At 58.3% G+C, this 18,376-nt stretch carries 19 protein-coding genes; 16 read left to right on the forward strand and 3 right to left on the reverse strand.

Translation table 11 applies throughout. From position 1 onward, the window contains the following. The first annotated feature begins 30 nt into the window (after nt 1-30). The 4 genes from QLG07_RS09775 (at nt 31) to maeB (ending at nt 5,214) form a co-directional block, all read left to right on the forward strand. Nucleotides 31-1,032: a dihydroxyacetone kinase subunit DhaK gene (locus QLG07_RS09775; protein ID WP_048915248.1), complete on the forward strand. Its 1,002-nt coding sequence runs from the start codon at nt 31-33 to the stop codon at nt 1,030-1,032. A 4-nt stretch (nt 1,033-1,036) separates the two neighbouring features. Beyond that, nucleotides 1,037-1,681, forward strand: a complete 645-nt coding sequence (gene dhaL / locus QLG07_RS09780; protein ID WP_282469125.1) for a dihydroxyacetone kinase subunit DhaL — start codon at nt 1,037-1,039, stop codon at nt 1,679-1,681. 116 nt (nt 1,682-1,797) lie between these two features. Beyond that, nucleotides 1,798-2,760: a sugar-binding transcriptional regulator gene (locus QLG07_RS09785; protein ID WP_048915250.1), complete on the forward strand. Its 963-nt coding sequence runs from the start codon at nt 1,798-1,800 to the stop codon at nt 2,758-2,760. 174 nt (nt 2,761-2,934) lie between these two features. Beyond that, the gene (gene maeB, locus QLG07_RS09790; protein ID WP_099753434.1) at nt 2,935-5,214 is read left to right on the forward strand and encodes an NADP-dependent oxaloacetate-decarboxylating malate dehydrogenase; all 2,280 of its coding nucleotides are present in this window, start codon (nt 2,935-2,937) and stop codon (nt 5,212-5,214) included. Nucleotides 5,215-5,252: 38 nt separating this feature from the next. On the opposite strand, the gene hemF is transcribed toward maeB, so the two are convergent. Then, complete coding sequence (hemF, locus tag QLG07_RS09795; protein ID WP_282469126.1) at nt 5,253-6,161, reverse strand: oxygen-dependent coproporphyrinogen oxidase; 909 nt, start codon at nt 6,159-6,161, stop codon at nt 5,253-5,255. 47 nt (nt 6,162-6,208) lie between these two features. After that, on the reverse strand, nt 6,209-7,087 hold the full coding sequence (gene amiA / locus QLG07_RS09800; RefSeq protein ID WP_133623111.1) for an N-acetylmuramoyl-L-alanine amidase AmiA: 879 nt from the start codon (nt 7,085-7,087) through the stop codon (nt 6,209-6,211). A gap of 207 nt (nt 7,088-7,294) precedes the next feature. On the opposite strand from amiA, the gene QLG07_RS09805 reads away from it, so the two are divergent. The 12 genes from QLG07_RS09805 (at nt 7,295) to QLG07_RS09860 (ending at nt 17,770) form a co-directional block, all read left to right on the forward strand. After that, on the forward strand, nt 7,295-7,720 hold the full coding sequence (locus tag QLG07_RS09805; RefSeq protein ID WP_048915254.1) for a GNAT family acetyltransferase: 426 nt from the start codon (nt 7,295-7,297) through the stop codon (nt 7,718-7,720). 9 nt (nt 7,721-7,729) lie between these two features. Beyond that, nucleotides 7,730-8,176 carry a DUF2919 domain-containing protein gene (locus tag QLG07_RS09810; protein WP_099753437.1) on the forward strand — a complete coding sequence of 149 codons (447 nt, stop codon included), beginning with the start codon at nt 7,730-7,732 and terminating at the stop codon, nt 8,174-8,176. Between the two features lie 69 nt (nt 8,177-8,245). After that, on the forward strand, nt 8,246-8,869 hold the full coding sequence (locus tag QLG07_RS09815; RefSeq protein ID WP_282469127.1) for an RpoE-regulated lipoprotein: 624 nt from the start codon (nt 8,246-8,248) through the stop codon (nt 8,867-8,869). Between the two features lie 116 nt (nt 8,870-8,985). After that, nucleotides 8,986-9,879 (forward strand): Dyp-type peroxidase, encoded by an 894-nt coding sequence (locus QLG07_RS09820; RefSeq protein WP_282469128.1) that lies wholly within the window; start codon nt 8,986-8,988, stop codon nt 9,877-9,879. Nucleotides 9,880-10,104: 225 nt separating this feature from the next. Further along, nucleotides 10,105-11,118 (forward strand): sulfate ABC transporter substrate-binding protein, encoded by a 1,014-nt coding sequence (locus QLG07_RS09825; protein ID WP_099753438.1) that lies wholly within the window; start codon nt 10,105-10,107, stop codon nt 11,116-11,118. Between the two features lie 2 nt (nt 11,119-11,120). After that, nucleotides 11,121-11,954 carry a sulfate/thiosulfate ABC transporter permease CysT gene (gene cysT / locus QLG07_RS09830; protein ID WP_048915259.1) on the forward strand — a complete coding sequence of 278 codons (834 nt, stop codon included), beginning with the start codon at nt 11,121-11,123 and terminating at the stop codon, nt 11,952-11,954. Then, on the forward strand, nt 11,954-12,829 hold the full coding sequence (cysW, locus tag QLG07_RS09835; RefSeq protein WP_048915260.1) for a sulfate/thiosulfate ABC transporter permease CysW: 876 nt from the start codon (nt 11,954-11,956) through the stop codon (nt 12,827-12,829). Before cysT ends, cysW begins: the two co-directional genes overlap by 1 nt. Then, nucleotides 12,819-13,907: a sulfate/thiosulfate ABC transporter ATP-binding protein CysA gene (gene cysA, locus QLG07_RS09840; RefSeq protein WP_099753439.1), complete on the forward strand. Its 1,089-nt coding sequence runs from the start codon at nt 12,819-12,821 to the stop codon at nt 13,905-13,907. The genes cysW and cysA overlap by 11 nt, the downstream gene beginning before the upstream one ends. A 76-nt stretch (nt 13,908-13,983) precedes the next feature. Beyond that, a complete protein-coding gene (gene cysM, locus QLG07_RS09845; protein WP_048915262.1) occupies nt 13,984-14,862 on the forward strand; it encodes a cysteine synthase CysM in 879 nt (292 codons plus the stop codon). A 162-nt stretch (nt 14,863-15,024) separates the two neighbouring features. After that, nucleotides 15,025-15,705: a response regulator transcription factor gene (locus QLG07_RS09850; protein WP_048915263.1), complete on the forward strand. Its 681-nt coding sequence runs from the start codon at nt 15,025-15,027 to the stop codon at nt 15,703-15,705. Beyond that, complete coding sequence (locus QLG07_RS09855; protein WP_282469129.1) at nt 15,702-17,054, forward strand: ATP-binding protein; 1,353 nt, start codon at nt 15,702-15,704, stop codon at nt 17,052-17,054. The genes QLG07_RS09850 and QLG07_RS09855 overlap by 4 nt, the downstream gene beginning before the upstream one ends. Before the next feature lie 20 nt (nt 17,055-17,074). Continuing rightward, nucleotides 17,075-17,770, forward strand: coding sequence for a GntR family transcriptional regulator (locus QLG07_RS09860; RefSeq protein WP_282469130.1), 696 nt, complete (start codon nt 17,075-17,077; stop codon nt 17,768-17,770). A 71-nt stretch (nt 17,771-17,841) separates the two neighbouring features. Here the strand turns inward: QLG07_RS09860 and crr are convergent, their stop codons facing one another. After that, on the reverse strand, nt 17,842-18,345 hold the full coding sequence (gene crr / locus QLG07_RS09865; protein ID WP_012440843.1) for a PTS glucose transporter subunit IIA: 504 nt from the start codon (nt 18,343-18,345) through the stop codon (nt 17,842-17,844). Nucleotides 18,346-18,376 lie beyond the last annotated feature (31 nt).

Raw genomic sequence — 18,376 nt, forward strand, 5'->3', positions numbered from 1 at the left:
CCACAGGCGCATCAATAATAAGGAGTGACAATGAATCGCATTATTAACGACCCCGATTATGTTGTAGAGGATGCCATCCAGGGCTATCTGAAAGCGCATCCAGCGGTGTATCAGGCGACTGAAAATCCGCGCGTACTGAAGCGCCCGCAGGCCCCCATCAAGGGGAAAGTCGGGGTAATCACCGGCGGAGGTTCCGGGCATGAACCCGCATTCCTCGGCTACATGGGAGAGAACATGCTCGATGCCGTGGCGATTGGTGAAGTGTTCTCCTCGCCAACGGCAGGTGCTTTCCTCGACGCGTGCAAAGCGGCGGACGGCGGTGCGGGTGTCGCCTGTCTGTACGGTAACTACGCGGGCGATAATATGAACGTCAAAATGGCGATCAAAAAAGCGACCGCTGCGGGCATTGAGGTAAAAACCGTGGTGGCGAACGATGATGTCGCCTCCGCTCCGGCCAGTGAAAAAGCACGACGTCGCGGCGTAGCCGGCGAAATTCTGATGTGGAAAGTCGGGGCGGCGGCGGCGGCTCTGGGATATGACCTCGATGGCGTGATCGGCGTAGCGCAAAAGGCGATCGATAACTGTCGCTCCATCGGCGTCGGTTTGAGTTCCTGCACGATTCCTGCAGTGGGGAAACCGAATTTCCATATTGAGCCGGGCACGATGGAGATTGGCATCGGCCATCACGGTGAACCTGGGATCGAAGTGGTTCCGACTCAGAGCGCACGTGAGATCGCGGCCACCATGCTGAACTTTGTGCTGGAGGAGCCTGTAAGCGGCCCACATCCGGAGGTGGTGGTGCTGGCGTCCGGTCTTGGGGCCACGCCGGTAATGGAACTCTATATCTATTACGCCGAAGTAGAGAGGCTGCTGACGGAAAAAGGCATTCGGGTCCACCGGGCGCTAGTCGGTAACTACTTTACCTCGCTGGAGATGATGGGCGTGACGCTAACGGTGATGACGCTGGACGATGAACTGAAGAAACTGGTGGACCTGCCAACGCAGGCGCCGGGTTTAACCCACATGGAGTGAGATCATGACACAATTTTCGACGCAGCACGGCGACATCCTCGTGAACGATCTGGTTAGCGTTATTCGGCAAAATCGTGATTACCTGAGCGAGATTGACGGGGCTATCGGCGATGGCGATCACGGCATCAATATGGCTAAGGGATTCACTCAGTGTGGGGAGAAACTCTCGCCACAGCATTCGCTGGCGCAGGCGTTCGACAAGCTTTCAGATGCGCTGATGGAGGGGATCGGCGGATCGATGGGGCCGTTATACGGTAGCCTGTTTATGGGAATGGCCGACAGCATCCGCGACAAGTCCGCGCTGAGCGCCCCCGAGTTTGCCGCCATGCTGCGGGCTGGGCTTAGCGAGCTGCAGGATATCAGTGAGGCGGGCGTTGGCGACAAATGCCTGATGGATACGCTGATCCCGGCGGTGGAAGCGGCAGAGGCGACGGCGGCAAACGGTTATCCTGCCATGTTAGCCGCGCTGACGCAGGCGGCGGTTAAAGGGCGAGACTCAACCAAAGATCTGGTGGCGAAAATCGGCCGCGCCAGCCGTCTTGGTGAACGCTCTCGCGGCGTGCTGGATGCTGGCGCAGTCTCCTGCTGTCTGCTGTTGACGCAGATGGCAGATTGCGTCGAGCGCGCGTTAAGTACGGAAACAGCCTAATTTGACGAGAGAGAAATCCGCCCGGTCAAAGTAAAAAATGGTGTAAATTGTTGCCTGAGGCGCGGTGAGTTCTTCCGCGCCAGCACCTCAAACCGACAAGAGAGACGACTGCCCGGATGGAAAAAAACACGCTATCTCAGGACACTGAACTGCTGACGGAAATTGCCGTTGCATATTATCAGGATGAAATCACCCAAGAAGAGATTGCGCGTAAATTTGGTATCTCCCGTATTAAAGTGGGGCGCCTGCTCAAGCGGGCGAAAGAAGAGGGCATCGTTGAGATTAACGTGCGTTATCACCCGGTGTTCAGTACCCGGCTGGAGCAGCAGCTGCTGGAGCGCTTCCCGCTGCAGCGGGCGCTGATCGCCCTCGACCATCAGGATGAAGAAGAGCAGCGCCGTCAGGTGGCAGCCCTGGTGGCGATGCATCTCTCGCAGTCGCTAAAAGATAACGCGGTGGTGGCGGTCGGGCAGGGGCGCAATATCGCGGCGGTGGCGGACCACCCTGGCAGCGTTCCCACCCGCAGCTGCCACTTTATCAGCGGCATTGGCGGCACCCACCGTCCCGGTGATGCCATTAACGCCGACCATATTAGCCGCCGCCTGGCGAAAAAATTTGGCGGGATCAGCGAAACGCTTTACGCCCCGGCCTATGTGGAAAACCGGGCGTTGAAAGCGGCTTTTATGCAGAACGGCACTATTAAAGAGACGCTGGACCGCGCCCGCAAGGCGGATGTGGCACTGGTCGGTATCGGCGATATGAACGAAAATAGCTATATGGTAAAGCTCGGCTGGTTCACCCCGCATGAGATCATTGATGCCAGCCTTAATCAGGGCGTGATCGGCGACATTGCAGGTTATGACTTCTTCAACGCGCACGGTCAGCATGTGGATACGGTAATGAACGATCGGGTGATTGGCCTGAGCATTGATGAACTGCGTAAAATTCCCTGCGTGATTGCCATCGCCTCCGAAAACACCAAAGCGATGGCGATTCTCGGTGCATTGCGCACTGGCGCGATCGATATCATTGCCACTTCCGCACAGAATATCCGTACGTTATTGAATATGACCAAATAATGTTTCGCGGGCTGAGCGAAAAAGAGGGTCAGCCCTACTGTAGGGGGCGATCCTCTTTTTCAATCGGCCCTTATCATGCGATTGCCAATTCTATGCACTCCCTCAAGTTTTTCCCCCGTCCGCCCCTTCTATACTGGGATGTTTGTACCCTCAGAAAAGAAAAGGATCCTGCTAATGGACGATCAGTTAAAACAGAGTGCGCTCGATTTTCATCAGTTCCCGGTCCCGGGAAAAATTCAGGTTTCCCCGACTAAGCCGCTCGCCACCCAGCGCGATCTTGCGCTGGCCTACTCCCCTGGCGTGGCTGCGCCTTGCCTGGAGATTGCCGCCGATCCGCTGGCGGCGGATAAATACACCGCCCGTGCCAACCTGGTGGCGGTGATCTCCAACGGTACGGCAGTGCTCGGGCTGGGCAATATCGGCGCGCTGGCGAGTAAGCCGGTGATGGAGGGGAAGGGCGTACTGTTTAAGAAATTCGCCGGGATCGACGTGTTTGATATCGAAGTGGACGAGCTGGATCCCGACAGGCTGATCGACGTGGTGGCGGCGCTGGAGCCGACTTTTGGCGGTATTAATCTGGAGGATATCAAAGCGCCAGAGTGCTTCTACATCGAAAAGAAACTGCGCGAGCGCATGAATATCCCGGTGTTCCACGACGATCAGCACGGCACGGCGATCATCTGTACCGCCGCGGTGCTTAACGGCCTGCGCGTGGTGAAGAAAAACATCTCCGACGTGCGGCTGGTGGTCTCCGGCGCCGGCGCTTCTGCCATTGCCTGCCTTAACCTGCTGGTGGCGCTGGGTATGCAGAAGCACAACATCGTGGTGTGCGATTCGAAAGGGGTGATCTACCAGGGCCGTGACGCCAACATGGAACAGACCAAGGCAGCCTATGCGGTAGCCGACAGCGGCAAGCGCAGCCTGCTCGAGGTGATTGCCGATGCCGATATCTTCCTCGGCTGCTCCGGGCCAAAAGTGATGACTCAGGAGATGGTAAAACGGATGGCGCGTGACCCGCTGATCCTCGCGCTGGCCAACCCGGAGCCGGAGATCCTGCCGCCGCTGGCGAAAGAGGTGCGCCCGGATGCCATTATCTGCACCGGCCGCTCGGACTTCCCCAATCAGGTGAATAACGTGCTGTGCTTCCCGTTTATCTTCCGCGGGGCGCTCGACGTGGGCGCGACGGCAATTAACGAGGAGATGAAGCTGGCGGCGGTGCACGCTATTGCCGAACTGGCGCTGGCGGAGCAGAGCGACGTGGTTGCCTCGGCCTACGGCGATCAGGAGCTGTCGTTTGGCCCGGAGTACCTGATCCCCAAACCGTTTGACCCGCGTCTGATTGTGCAGATCGCCCCGGCGGTAGCGAAAGCGGCGATGGAGTCCGGCGTGGCGCGCAGGCCGATTGCCGACTTCGATGCCTATCGCGAAAAGCTGATGGAGTTCGTCTATAAAACCAACCTGTTTATGAAACCGGTGTTCTCGCAGGCGCGTAAGGATCCGAAGCGGGTGGTGCTGGCCGAAGGGGAGGAGGCGCGCGTGCTGCACGCCACGCAGGAGCTGGTGACGCTCGGCCTGGCAAAACCGATCCTGATTGGTCGCCCAAGCGTGATCGAGATGCGCTTGCAGAAGCTGGGGCTGAAAATTGAGGCGGGCAAAGACTTCGAGGTGGTGAACAACGAATCCGATCCGCGCTTCAAAGAGTACTGGAACGAGTATTACCAGATCATGAAGCGACGCGGCGTTTCACCGCAGCAGGCGCAGCGGGCGGTGATTGGTAATCCGACGCTGATTGGCGCGATTATGGTTCATCGCGGTGAAGCCGACGCGCTGATCTGCGGCACCGTCGGCGACTACAAGCAGCATTACGACATTGTGGAGAAGCTGTTTGGCTTCCGTGCGGATGTGAAAGTCGCCGGAGCGATGAATGCGCTGGAGCTGCCGAGCGGCAATACTTTTATTGCCGATACCTACGTCAACGAGAACCCGACCCCGGAACAGCTGGCCGAGTTGACGCTGATGGCGGCAGAAACCGTGCGCCGCTTCGGTATTGAGCCTAAAGTCGCCCTGCTGTCGCACTCCAGCTTTGGCGCTTCCGATGCGCCCGCCGCCCGCAAGATGCGTGACACGCTGGCGCTGGTGAAGGCGCGTGCGCCAGATCTGGAAATCGACGGGGAGATGCACGGCGACGCCGCGCTGGTGGAGAGTATTCGCCAGGATCTGATGCCGGACAGCCCGCTAAAAGGCTCGGCCAACATTCTGATTATGCCGAACGTAGAGGCGGCGCGTATCAGCTACAACCTGCTGCGCGTCTCCTGCTCCGACGGCGTGACGGTTGGCCCGGTACTGATGGGGATTGCCAAACCGGTCCACGTGCTGACACCGATCTCTTCGGTGCGGCGCATCGTGAATATGGTGGCGCTGGCGGTGGTGGAGGCGCAAACCGCCCCGCTCTGATCCTCAAAAAGGCCGGGTGAGATGCCCGGCCGCTGCATTTAGATCCACTCGCGGGGGACGATAAAATCGCTGTACAGCGCGGCTTCCGGCGTGCCGGGCTGCGGCTGGTAGTCATATTCCCAGCGCACCAGCGGCGGCATCGACATCAGGATCGATTCAGTGCGGCCCCCGGTTTGCAGGCCAAACAGCGTGCCGCGATCCCATACCAGGTTAAACTCGACGTAGCGCCCGCGGCGATAGAGCTGGAAATCGCGCTCGCGTTCGCCCCACGGCATCGCCTTGCGGCGCTCGACAATCGGCAGATAGGCGTCGGTAAAGCCATTGCCTACCGCCCGCATAAAGCCGAAGCTCTGGTCGAAATCCGGCGTGTTCAGATCGTCAAAGAACAGCCCGCCGATGCCGCGCTGCTCGTTACGGTGCTTGAGATAGAAGTAATCATCGCACCACTTTTTATAGCGTGGATAGAGATCTTCGCCGAACGGCTGGCACAGGTCGGCAGCGGTCTGGTGCCAGTGCACCGCATCTTCTTCGAAGCCGTAATAGGGCGTCAGATCGAAACCGCCACCAAACCACCACACCGGGTCGGCGCCCGGTTTCTCGGCGATAAAGAAGCGCACGTTGGCGTGGCTGGTCGGGATATAGGGATTTTCAGGGTGGATCACCAGCGATACGCCCATCGCCTCAAAGCTGCGTCCCGCCAGCTCCGGGCGGTGAGCGGTGGCGGAAGCCGGCATTGCATCACCGTGTACGTGAGAAAAATTCACGCCAGCCTGCTCGAACACCCGGCCCTGACGCAGTACGCGACTGCGCCCGCCACCGCCACCAGGGCGATCCCAGCTGTCTTCGGCAAACCCGGCTGCGCCATCGGCGGCGGCCAGCTTGCGACAAATTTCATCCTGCAGGTGGAGTAAAAATTGCTTAACCTGGGCGATATCCGGAGTGTTCATGAGCAAATCCTGTGGCAAAAAGACGCGCGGATTATACGCCATTTGGCTCAGCCTGTGCGCCTGGTCGCATCATACTCGTCAAAAAAGCTGACGATGCCGTCGGCGATCGCTCCGGCAATTTTCTGGCGAAACGCGGTGGTGCCGAGCAGGCGCTCCTCATCAGGGTTGGTGATAAATGAGGTTTCCACCAGCACTGACGGGATGGAGGGCGACTTCAGCACCGCAAACGCCGCCTGCTCGGTGTGCTGGCTGTGCAGATGGTGTACCGGGCGGATCTGGCTCAGCACGTGCTTGCCGAGGGTCAGGCTATTTTTAATGGTATCGGTCTGCACCAGGTCAAACAGCACCTGCTGCAGATAGTGATCTTTCGCCGCCACTTTGACGCCGCCGACGTCATCTGCCGCGTTTTCACGCTCGGAGAGATAGCGTGCCATGGTACTGCTGGCGCCACGATTTGACAGGGCGAAGACCGAGGCGCCGTTAGCGCTCGGGCTGGTAAACCCGTCGGCGTGCACCGACATAAACAGGTCAGCACCGTGCTGATGGGCGATCTCCACGCGCTCGCCGAGCGGAATAAAGCGATCGGTTTCGCGCGTCAGGCGCACTTCAATACGCGGATGGTCACCCAGCAGGTGACGAATATGGTTGGCGATCTCCAGCACCACGTGCTTCTCCTCCGAGCCTTCATGACCGACCGCGCCGGAGTCAATCCCGCCGTGGCCGGGGTCAATCATCACGATACGTTTAGCGTTTTTCGCGCGCGGCGGCGGTGGAGAAACCGGCCTCGGCAGAACTGAACTGCCCCGCAGCGTGGCCTCTTCTTGTTTTGCGCGGGCCGGTCTGTTCGCCAGCAGCGCCAGCGCCAGGCCGGAGAGCAGAAGCTGACGGCGGCTGGTGAGCGGCGTCAGCTGAGAAATCTTTTTCATAAGAAGATCCTGAAGCATTAAGTGCTTATTGTTATATCGTAACAATGCGTCGACAGCGAGGGGGGAACTATTTCAGGTTTTTACCAGTTATTTCAGCAGACTAATTGCACAACGGCCGTTTTTTTTCTTTCAGGTGCGTTAACAGACTTGCACCCGCAGAAGAAAGCGTGATAATCAGCAAATTAGCCTTAACATCAGGTATATCCCATGGAAATCCGCGCATTCCGACAAGATGATTTTGAAGAAGTGATCACCCTTTGGGAGCGTTGCGATTTGTTACGTCCGTGGAATGATCCGGAAATGGATATCGAGCGTAAGCTCAATCACGACCCGGACCTGTTCCTGGTGGCGGTGGTGGGGGGCGAGATCGTTGGCACGCTGATGGGCGGCTACGACGGACATCGCGGCTCTGCCTATTATCTCGGCGTGCACCCTGATTATCAGGGCCGTGGCTTTGCCAACGCGCTGATTAATCGCCTGGAGAAAAAACTGATTGCGCGCGGCTGCCCAAAAATCAATGTGATGGTGCGCGAAGAGAACGATGCGGTAGCGGGCTTTTACGAAAAGCTGGATTATGAAACTCAGGACAGCCTGCTGCTTGGCAAGCGTCTGATTGAAGACCGCGAGTATTAATTTATTATTTTGAATTATTCCCCTGATGATTACGACGCCAAAGGCCAGCTGCGACTGCCGCTGAGCTTTTGGGCGATCTTACTGCTGCAGGCCCGCACCTGGGTGATGTTTGTTATGGCCGGTGCGTCGCGCCAGCAGGGCACGCAGCTGCTGGAGCTGTTCTACCCGGATACTCACTCGTTTTGGCTCGGCCTGGGTTTTGGCATTCCAGCCGCCATCGGCCTGCTGCTGACCGGTTATCGTCAGCGCCTGCCGCGCCTGTGGCAGGCCTGGCGCTGGGTGCTGATTATCACGCTGGCGGTGACGATGCTGGCGCCGCTGCTGATGCAGTGGCAGGAAGAGGATCCGCTCTCCGAACTGCTGCTGATGGTGACGCTGCTGGATGGCCTTGCGCTGCTGGCGCTGCTGTTCTCCCCGCGGCTGCGCGACTGCTTCGACCCGGCAAAAAATCATTAAATAAAACTTTTTTGCCTGCCGGTACTCCAAGCAGGTAATTAAGGACCCCGTTTATTCACTGGAGTTGTCATGAAAACTTTTCGCCCGGCGCTGTTAATCGCCACCATCATGCTGGCTGGCTGCGCCGGTTCCTCTTCTTCGCAGCCGCAAAGCGCCTCGTCGTCCACCTGGTGGAATCCGATTTCCTGGTCGTGGTCCAGCCTGTCCCCCACGCACTGGTTTAGTTCTTCGCTGCAGGTGAGCGAGCACGGCGTGGGTAAAGTCAATGGCAGCACCGCCATGCAGCAGGAGGCGATAGAGGATGGCCTGAGCGGCAACTATCAGCTGCGCCAGGGGATGCGCACTGCCAACGGTAATATCGTGCACTTCTGGCAGGCGCTGGACAGCGACAAACAGGTCAAGATGGTGCTGACGGGGCAGACGACCGTTAACCAGATTGAGGTCAGCGACAGCGATGTGGCCACTGAGAGCGGCGTTAAGATCGGCACGCCATTCAGCGATCTCTACAGCAAAGCGTTTGGCGCCTGCCAGCAGACCAGCGCAGGCGACAGCGCCAGCGTGGAGTGTAAGGCGCCGGGCAGCCAGCACATCAGCTACCAGTTCAGCGGCGAATGGCACGGGCCGGAAGGATTGATGCCGTCTGACGATGCGTTGAAAAGCTGGAAGCTGAGCAAAATTATCTGGCGCCGCTAAAGCCTGGCGACAAAGACCCCAATAATACTGCGTATAAATAGTCTCCTGGCGGTACGATTTAAGGTATGATACGGCGCAAAATCGACCAGAAATAACCTGAACGCCAGGAGAGCAGTATGTCCCATTTCCAGAGCGGCATTTTGTTAGAACATCGCCGTTTTGCTATTTACCTTGAAGCCATGGTGGCGGGCGATATTGCCGATCTGCGCCGCGCCGTGGCGAACTTCTTACAGCAGTTAGCAGCACTGCAGCAGCAGTACCCGGATGCCGGCCTCGGTGCCGTGATTGCTTTTGGCAACGGCCTGTGGAGCGACCTCAATCCGTCACAGGTCAGCGAGCTGAAAGATTTCCTGCCGCTGGGCAAGGGCATGGCCCCCGCCACCCAGCGCGACCTGCTGATCCATATTCAGTCGCTGCGTCACGATGTTAACTTTAGCCTTGCCCAGGCTGCGCTCGCGGCCTTTGGTGACACCCTGCGCATTGCCGAAGAGACGCATGGCTTCCGCTGGACGGAAGACCGCGATCTGAGCGGCTTTGTTGACGGCACTGAAAACCCTCAGGGTGAAAAGCGCCAGCAGGTAGCGATTATTGCCGCGGGCGCTAATGCGGGGGGGAGCTACGTGTTCAGCCAGCGCTGGCAGCACAATCTGAAAATGTTTAACCGCCTGGCGGTGGATAAGCAGGAGCAGATTATGGGCCGTACCAAAGTCAGTAATGAAGAGCTGGAAGGGGATGCCCGCCCGGCGACCTCACACGTGGCGCGCGTTGACCTTAAGGAAAACGGGGCAGGGCTGAAGATCCTGCGTCAGAGCCTGCCGTACGGCACGGCCAGCGGCACCAACGGGCTGTTTTTCCTCGCCTATTGCCGTACGCTACATAACATTGAGCAGCAGCTGCTGAGCATGTTTGGCGAAACCGACGGCAAGTTCGATGCGATGCTGCGCTTCACCAAGCCGGTAAGCGGCAGCTACTTCTATGCGCCGTCGCTGGAGCAGCTAGCGGCGTTGTAATGTCAGTTAGCCACGCGTAGGGTCCAGGCATGCCTGGACCGGGCGGGTCATGACCCGCCCCGACGTCCATTTCCCATCCCCTGCATAACCAATTCCACACCCTTATAGCGTTTTCTACTTGCAAAGCACCAAACGGTATATAAAACCGCTACAGCTTTCACCCGGGTTATAAATAAACTGAACGCTCTTATGGCCTGCCTGGCAGGCAATCTTTCAGGGTGCAATATGACGTTACCGACGGTTAAAAAATTAGTGAGCGCTACCGCACTTTCTATACTGCTGGCAACAGGCGCGCAGGCCACAGAACTTCTCAACAGTTCGTATGATGTGTCACGCGAGCTGTTTACCGCCCTGAATGCACCGTTTGAGCAGCAGTGGGCGCAGCAGCATCCGGGCGACACCCTGACCATAAAACAGTCCCATGCCGGTTCCTCCAAGCAGGCGCTGGCAATCCTGCAGGGGCTAAAGGCGGACGTGGTAACCTACAATCAGACCACGGACGTGCAGATCCTGCATGACAAAGGCAACCTGATCCCGGCCGACTGGAAGCAGCGCCTGCCGAATAACAGCTCGCCGTTTTACTCCACCATGGCCTTCCTGGTGCGTAAAGGTAACCCGAAGAACATCCACGACTGGAACGACCTGGTGCGTGACGATGTGAAGCTGATTTTCCCGAATCCGAAAACCTCCGGTAATGCGCGCTATACCTATCTGGCCGCGTGGGGGGCTTTCGATCGGTCCGATGGCCAGGACAAAGCCAAAACCGAAAAGTCGATGACTCAGTTCCTGAAAAACGTCGAAGTGTTTGATACCGGCGGACGCGGGGCCACCACCACCTTTGTGGAGCGCGGGCTGGGCGATGTGCTGATCAGCTTTGAGTCGGAGGTGAACACCATCCGCAACCAGTACGCGAAAGACGGTTATGAAGTGATCGTACCGAAAACCAATATTCTGGCGGAGTTCCCGGTGGCGTGGATCGATAAAAATGTCGAACACAACAAAACCGAAGACGCGGCCAAAGCCTATCTCAACTATCTCTACACGCCGAAGGCACAGCAGATAATGACCCAGTTTTACTACCGGGTGAATAATCCGCAGCTGATGGCCGAACAGAAAGATCGCTTCCCGCAGACCAACCTGTTTAAGGTTGAGGAGTCTTTCGGAAGCTGGGATCAGGTGATGAAAACCCATTTCGTCAGCGGTGGCGAGCTGGATAAGCTGTTAGCGGCGGGGCGTTAAAGATGTTTGCAACCAGTAGTAAGCGCGTACTGCCCGGGTTTGGCATCAGCCTTGGCAGCAGCCTGTTTTTCACCTGTCTGATCCTGCTGCTGCCGATCAGCGCGCTGCTGATGCAGCTGTCGCAGATGACGCTGGCGCAGTACTGGGAAGTGATCACCAACCCGCAGGTGGTTGCGGCGTATGAAGTGACCCTGCTGGCTGCCGGTGTGGCATCCCTCTTCAACGCGCTGTTTGGCATGCTGATGGCATGGATCCTGACGCGCTACCGCTTCCCGGGCCGCGCCATGCTTGATGGCCTGATGGACCTGCCGTTTGCGCTGCCAACCGCGGTAGCGGGTTTGACGCTGGCCGGGCTGTTCTCGGTCAACGGCTGGTACGGTCAGTGGCTGGCGCAGTTCGATATTAAAGTCTCTTACACCTGGCTCGGTATTGCCGTGGCGATGGCGTTTACCAGTATCCCGTTTGTGGTGCGTACCGTGCAGCCGGTGCTGGAAGAGTTAGGACCAGAGTATGAAGAAGCGGCTGAAACCTTAGGCGCGACGCCGTGGCAGAGCTTCCGCCGCGTGGTGCTGCCGGAAGTTGGCCCGGCGCTGCTGGCCGGAACCGCGCTGTCGTTCACCCGCAGCCTCGGCGAGTTTGGCGCAGTGATCTTCATCGCCGGGAATATCGCGTGGAAAACTGAAGTGACCTCGCTGATGATTTTTGTGCGCCTGCAGGAGTTCGATTATCCGGCAGCCAGCGCGATTGCCTCAGTTATCCTCGCCGCCTCGCTGCTGCTGCTGTTTGCGATTAACACCCTGCAGAGCCGCTTTGGCCGTCGTATTGGAGGCCACTAATGGCAGACGTTACCGATTTTAAAGGGGCAGATCGGACCCGCTTTCAGTGGGGTAAGTGGATCCTGATTGGCCTGGGGATGCTGATCTCCCTGCTGCTGCTGGTGGTGCCTTTAGTGGCAATTTTCACTACCGCATTTTCTGAGGGGCTGATGGCCACGCTGAGCAATCTTGGCGATGCCGATATGCTGCACTCGATCTGGCTGACCGTGCTGATTGCGCTGATCGCGGTGCCGGTCAACCTGGTGTTCGGTACCCTGCTGGCCTGGCTGGTGACGCGTTTTAGCTTCCCCGGTCGCCAGCTGCTGCTGACGCTGTTTGATATTCCTTTCGCCGTGTCGCCGGTGGTGGCAGGGCTGATGTATCTGCTGTTCTGGGGCGTGAACGGCCCGGCAGGCGGCTGGCTGGATGCCCATAACATCCAGCTGATGTTCTCCTGGCAGGGCATGGCCATGGTCACCATATTTGTCACCTGTCCGTTTGTGGTGCGCGAACTGGTGCCGGTGATGCTGAGCCAGGGCTCGCACGAAGATGAAGCGGCGGTGCTGCTGGGCGCCTCCGGCTGGAAAATGTTCTGGCGCGTGACGCTGCCCAACATCCGCTGGGCGCTGCTTTATGGCGTGGTGTTAACCAACGCCCGTGCGATTGGTGAGTTTGGTGCGGTCTCGGTGGTATCGGGATCGATTCGCGGCGAGACCTACACGCTGCCATTACAGGTTGAATTACTGCATCAGGACTATAACAGCGTGGGCGCATTTACCGCCGCGGGCTTGTTGACTCTGATGGCGATAGTGACGCTGTTTCTGAAAAGTGCGGTGCAGTGGCGGTTAGAGAGCCAGCAGAAGCGCTTGCAACGGGAGGGGAACCATGAGCATTGAGATCGGTAACATCAATAAATCCTTCGGCAAGACGAAAGTCCTGAACGATATTTCCCTGGATATCCCTTCCGGGCAAATGGTGGCGCTGCTGGGGCCGTCTGGCTCCGGCAAAACCACGCTGCTGCGTATTATTGCCGGGCTGGAAAACCAGAACAGCGGGCGCCTGAGCTTCCACGGTAAGGATGTCAGCCGCGTGCATGCCCGCGATCGCCAGGTCGGCTTTGTGTTCCAGCACTACGCGCTGTTCCGCCATATGACGGTGTTCGACAATATCGCCTTTGGCCTGTCGGTGCTGCCACGCCGCGAACGCCCGTCAGCAGCAGAAATTAAGCAGAAGGTCACCCGCCTGCTGGAGATGGTGCAGCTGGGGCATCTTGCCAGCCGCTATCCGGCACAGCTGTCAGGCGGGCAGAAGCAGCGTGTGGCGCTGGCGCGTGCGCTGGCCGTTGAGCCACAGATTTTGCTGCTGGATGAGCCATTTGGCGCGCTGGATGCGCAGGTGCGCAAAGAGCTGCGCCGCTGGCTGCGTCAGCTGCATGAAGAACTCAAGTTCACCAGCGTCTTCGTGACTCATGACCAGGAAGAAGCGATGGAAGTCGCCGACCGCGTGGTGGTGATGAGCCAGGGCAACATTGAGCAGGTGGGCACGCCGGACGACGTCTGGCGCGATCCGGCCACCCGTTTTGTGCTGGAGTTCCTCGGCGAAGTGAACCGCTTCGACGGCGAAGTGCACGGCTCCCAGTTCCATGTTGGTGCCCATCACTGGCCGCTGGGCTACGCGCCGGCACATCAGGGGGCGGTTGAGCTGTTCCTGCGCCCGTGGGAGATTAACGTCAGCCGCCAGAGCAGCCTGGAAACGCCGCTGCCGGTACAGATTCTGGAAGTCAGCCCGCGTGGGCATTACTGGCAGCTGGTGGTTCAGCCCGCAGAGTGGAGCGGTGAGCCAATTACCGTGGTAATGGAGGGGGACCAGGTCGCCCCGATCCGCGGTGAGCGTCTGTTCGTTGGCCTGCAGCACGCGCGCCTGTATCACGGTGATACGCCATTACGCCCTGTTGCCTTTGCACATAGCGCCTGATATTTTTTGTTCTGACATCTTTTGGAGAGAGGCTGGGTAATTCCGGCCTCTCTCATTTCATGCCGGGAATCACACCTTGACCACACTCGAAAATACCATCGGCAAGACGCCGCTGATTAAGCTGCAGCGCCTGGCACCGGACAACGGCAGCGAAATCTGGCTCAAGCTGGAGGGAAATAATCCCGCCGGTTCGGTGAAAGACCGTGCTGCGCTGTCGATGATCCATCAGGCTGAGCTGCGCGGGGAAATTCACCCTGGCGACGTGCTGATTGAAGCGACCAGCGGTAATACCGGTATTGCGCTGGCGATGATCGCCGCGATGAAAGGGTATGTGCTGAAGCTGCTGATGCCGGAGAATATGAGCATTGAGCGCCAGGCGGCGATGAAGGCCTACGGTGCCGAGCTGATTCTGGTCAGCCGCGAGCAGGGCATGGAGGGCGCGCGTGACCTGGCCGCCGCGATGGCGGCACGCGGGGAAGGCAAAGTGCTGGATCAGTTTAACAACCCGGATAACCCGCTCGGGCATTATCAGACTACCGGGCCGGAAATCTGGCAGCAGAGCGCTGGCCGCCTGACCCATTTTGTCTCCAGCATGGGCACCACCGGGACCATTACCGGCGTCGGCAGGTATCTGAAAGAGCTGAGTAGTTCGGTGGAGATTGTCGGGCTGCAGCCCTCGGAAGGCAGCAGCATTCCCGGCATTCGCCGCTGGCCTGCCGCCTATCTGCCGGGCATCTTCCGTCCTGAGCTGGTGGATCGGGTGATCGATATGTCACAGCAGGAAGCCGAAGAGACGATGCGCCAGCTGGCACAGCGCGAAGGCATCTTCTGCGGGGTCAGCTCCGGCGGCGCGGTGGCGGGGGCGCTGCGTATTGCGCGTGAACAGCCCGGCAGCGTCATCGTGGCGATAATCTGCGATCGCGGCGACCGCTACCTCTCAACCGGCGTCTATTAGCCTCCCTTTTTCTCAACGGCGGCAGAACCTTCTGGCGCCGCGCCTATCAAATCCTTCCGCCCCTTTTTTCCGCCTTTGTTAGACTGTAAGGATTGGGTAAAAGCGGCTGCTAATTCGTCGGTTTAAGGCGAAAATGGCGGCTGTATCATTGAGAGATCCTGTATGAAAATTTTACTGGTCGATGACGACCTCGAATTGGGCACCATGCTCAGTCAGTATCTGATTGCGGAAGGTTTTGACGCCTCGCTGGTTCTGACCGGCAAAGCGGGCGTGGATGGGGCGCTATCTGGCCAGTACCACGCGATGATCCTTGATATTATGCTGCCGGATATGAGCGGGATTGACGTGCTGCGCCAGGTACGACAGAACAGCCGCCTGCCGGTGATTATGCTGACCGCCAAGGGCGACAACATCGATCGCGTGATCGGCCTTGAGATGGGTGCGGATGACTATATGCCGAAGCCATGCTACCCGCGTGAGCTGGTGGCGCGCCTGCGGGCGGTGCTGCGCCGCGTGGAGGAGCAGCCCGTGGTTATTGAGAATAAAGATGTTATCGCCTGGGGCGAGCTGACGCTTAATCCGGCCACGCGCATCAGCGAGTGGCAGCAAAAGCCCTTTGACCTGACGGCATCGGAGTTCAACCTGCTGGACCTGCTGCTGCGCTCGCCGGACCGCGTGGTGTCGAAAGATGAACTCTCTGAAAAGGGGTTAGGCCGCCCGCGTGAAGCTTACGACCGCAGCGTGGACGTGCACATCAGTAATATTCGCCAGAAGCTGGCCGCGCTGACCCATGACACCATCAATATTGAGACGGTGCGCAGTATCGGCTACCGTATCCGATGAAAACCGGCTTCCGCGGCTTCCTGTTTTGGAAGATCCTGATCGGCTTCTGGCTCACCTATATCGCTATTACCCAGCTGCTTTGGCTGGGTTTTAGCTTATATGGCAAGCATCATGAGCCGCCAGAAAACATGGCCACTAAGCGCATCGTTAATTTGCAGATGACGTCGGCCGTCTCGGTGCTGCAGCGCGGCGGGATGGAGGCGCTGAACGATATGATGGTCGACTGGCCGCCTAACGACCGGCGTTTCTTCTCGGTCAAAGTGGTGGCGTCACCGCCGCCGCAGCTTCAGCCGCGCGATGAACTCAACCGCGATCTGGGGCCGGGTGAGTTTCCTAAAGAGGTTACGGAGTGGGTCAAAGGGGCCGATGGCCGCCAGTATCAGCTGAGCTACGACGTGGCGGGGCTGCGCGCTGACAGCTCCATGGGCAGGCATCCTCACAGCATCCTGAACATGCCGGAACCGCTGTTTATCGTCGGCATGGTGTGTGGCCTGCTGTTCAGCCTGTTCCTCGCCTGGAACCTGACGCGCCCGATGCGCCAGCTGCGCGCCGGCTTTGCCCGCGTTTCAAAAGGTGACCTTTCGGTGCGTCTGTTCCCGCAGATGCGCCGCCGCCACGATGAGCTGTCGGTGGTGGCGCAGGACTTTGATGCCATGGTCGAGCGCCTGTCGGTGCTGGTCAGCGCCCGTGAGGAGCTGCTGCACGATGTCTCGCACGAGCTGCGCTCACCGCTGGCACGTTTGCAGCTGGCGACCGGGCTGGCGCGCCAGACGCCGGAATCGGTTGGTGCTTCGCTCGACCGCATTGATGAAGAAGCCCGGCGCCTGGATAAAATGATCGGCGAATTGCTGACGCTGTCGCGAGCAGAGCATCAGGCGCTGCCGGATGAGCAGTATTTCGACCTGCTGGGGCTGCTGGAAGCGGTGGCGAACGATGCGCGTTATGAAGCACAGGTTCCCGGCGTTGAAATCCTGTTGTACGCTGATGAGCAGCAGGATTACACCGTCAAAGGGGATGCTAATCTGATCCGCTCGGCGGTGGAGAATGTGGTGCGTAATGCGCTGCGCTTCTCGCTGCAAGGCCAGCAGGTGCAGATAAACCTGCGCCAGGAGCAGGGCTGGCTGATTATCAGCGTGCGCGATCGCGGGCCGGGGGTGGAGGCGGATAAGCTTTCCAGCATTTTCGACCCGTTTGTGCGCGTAAACTCGCCCCTTTCAGGTAAAGGCTATGGCCTTGGGTTATCCATCGTGCGTAAAGTCGTGGCCGCCCACCGGGGTGACGTCAGCGCAATGAATGCCCGTGACGGCGGACTGGAAATCACTCTTCGCCTGCCGCACTGGGTGGTATAAGTATTTAAAGAGGAAACGTCATGAGCGGTGTGAGCAGCGCCAGACAACAGGAAGTGCAGCGCATAGTCGAGGCGTTATCAGTGGCTATTGCACAGCATCGGTTAAAACCGGGAGTACGTCTGGTTGAGTCACAAATTGTGGAGGCGTTATCGGCCAACCGCAATCACGTCCAGGCCGCGCTGCAGCGGCTGGCGCTTCAGAAAATTGTGACGATCGCGCCAAATCGCGGCGCGCGGGTTGCACGGCCGCAGGCGCGTGAGGCCAGAGAAGTGTTTATTGCCCGTCGAGCGATTGAAGGCGCAATGATTGCCGCAATTACCCCCGAAAAACTGGCGTGCCATCAGGCCGAAATCGATGCCCATATGCAGGCGGAGAAGCGCGCCATCGCCGGTGAAGATCGCCGTGATATCGTGCGTGAACTGAGCCAATTCCACCTGCTGCTGGCGAGGGTCAGCGATAATCAGGTACTGATTGAGATGCTGGAAAATCTGATGGTGCGCAGCTCGTTAATCGTAGCCTTGTATCAGCGCAATGACAGCCCCGCCTGTCAGTGTCAGGAGCACAGTGCAGTGATTAACGCGTTGAAAGCAGGGGAGGTGGCAGATGCTCAGGCGATGATGAACGAGCACCTGCTTCAGCTTGAGCACCAGCTGGATCTGGATGACACCCCGCTGAATTCCCTCAGCCTGCGTGATGCGCTGCTCTCCAGCTCTTAACCCGGTATCAGCGGCATAAAAAAAAGCCCCCCGCAGCTGCCTGCGGGGGGCTTTTGACGTTAACGATAGCGTTACTTCTTGATGCGGATAACCGGAGTTTCACCCACAACAACGCTACCCGTCAGCTTAACCAGCTCTTTGATCTCATCCATATTGGAGATCACCACTGGCGTCAGCGTCGATTTTGCTTTCTCTTCCAGCAGAGCCAGATCGAACTCAATCACGACGTCGCCTTTTTTCACTTTCTGGCCTTCTTCAGCGATGCGCTTGAAGCCTTCGCCTTTCAGCTCAACGGTATCGATACCGAAGTGGACGAACAGCTCAATGCCATTGTCAGATTCGATGGAAAAAGCATGATTGGTTTCGAAAATCTTTCCGATGGTGCCATCGACCGGCGCAACCATTTTATTGCCAGTAGGTTTGATAGCGATACCGTCGCCAACAATTTTCTCCGCAAACACGACGTCCGGTACATCTTCGATATTAACGATTTCGCCAGACAGCGGTGCTACGATCTCAATGGCACCAGATGCGGAATCTGACTTATCGCCAAAAAGTTTTGAAAACAAACCCATGTTCTTCTCCTAAGCAGTAATATTGGGCCAG

It is taken from the genome of Erwinia sp. V90_4 (genome assembly GCF_029967685.1).
Lineage (GTDB): Bacteria > Pseudomonadota > Gammaproteobacteria > Enterobacterales > Enterobacteriaceae > Erwinia > Erwinia aphidicola.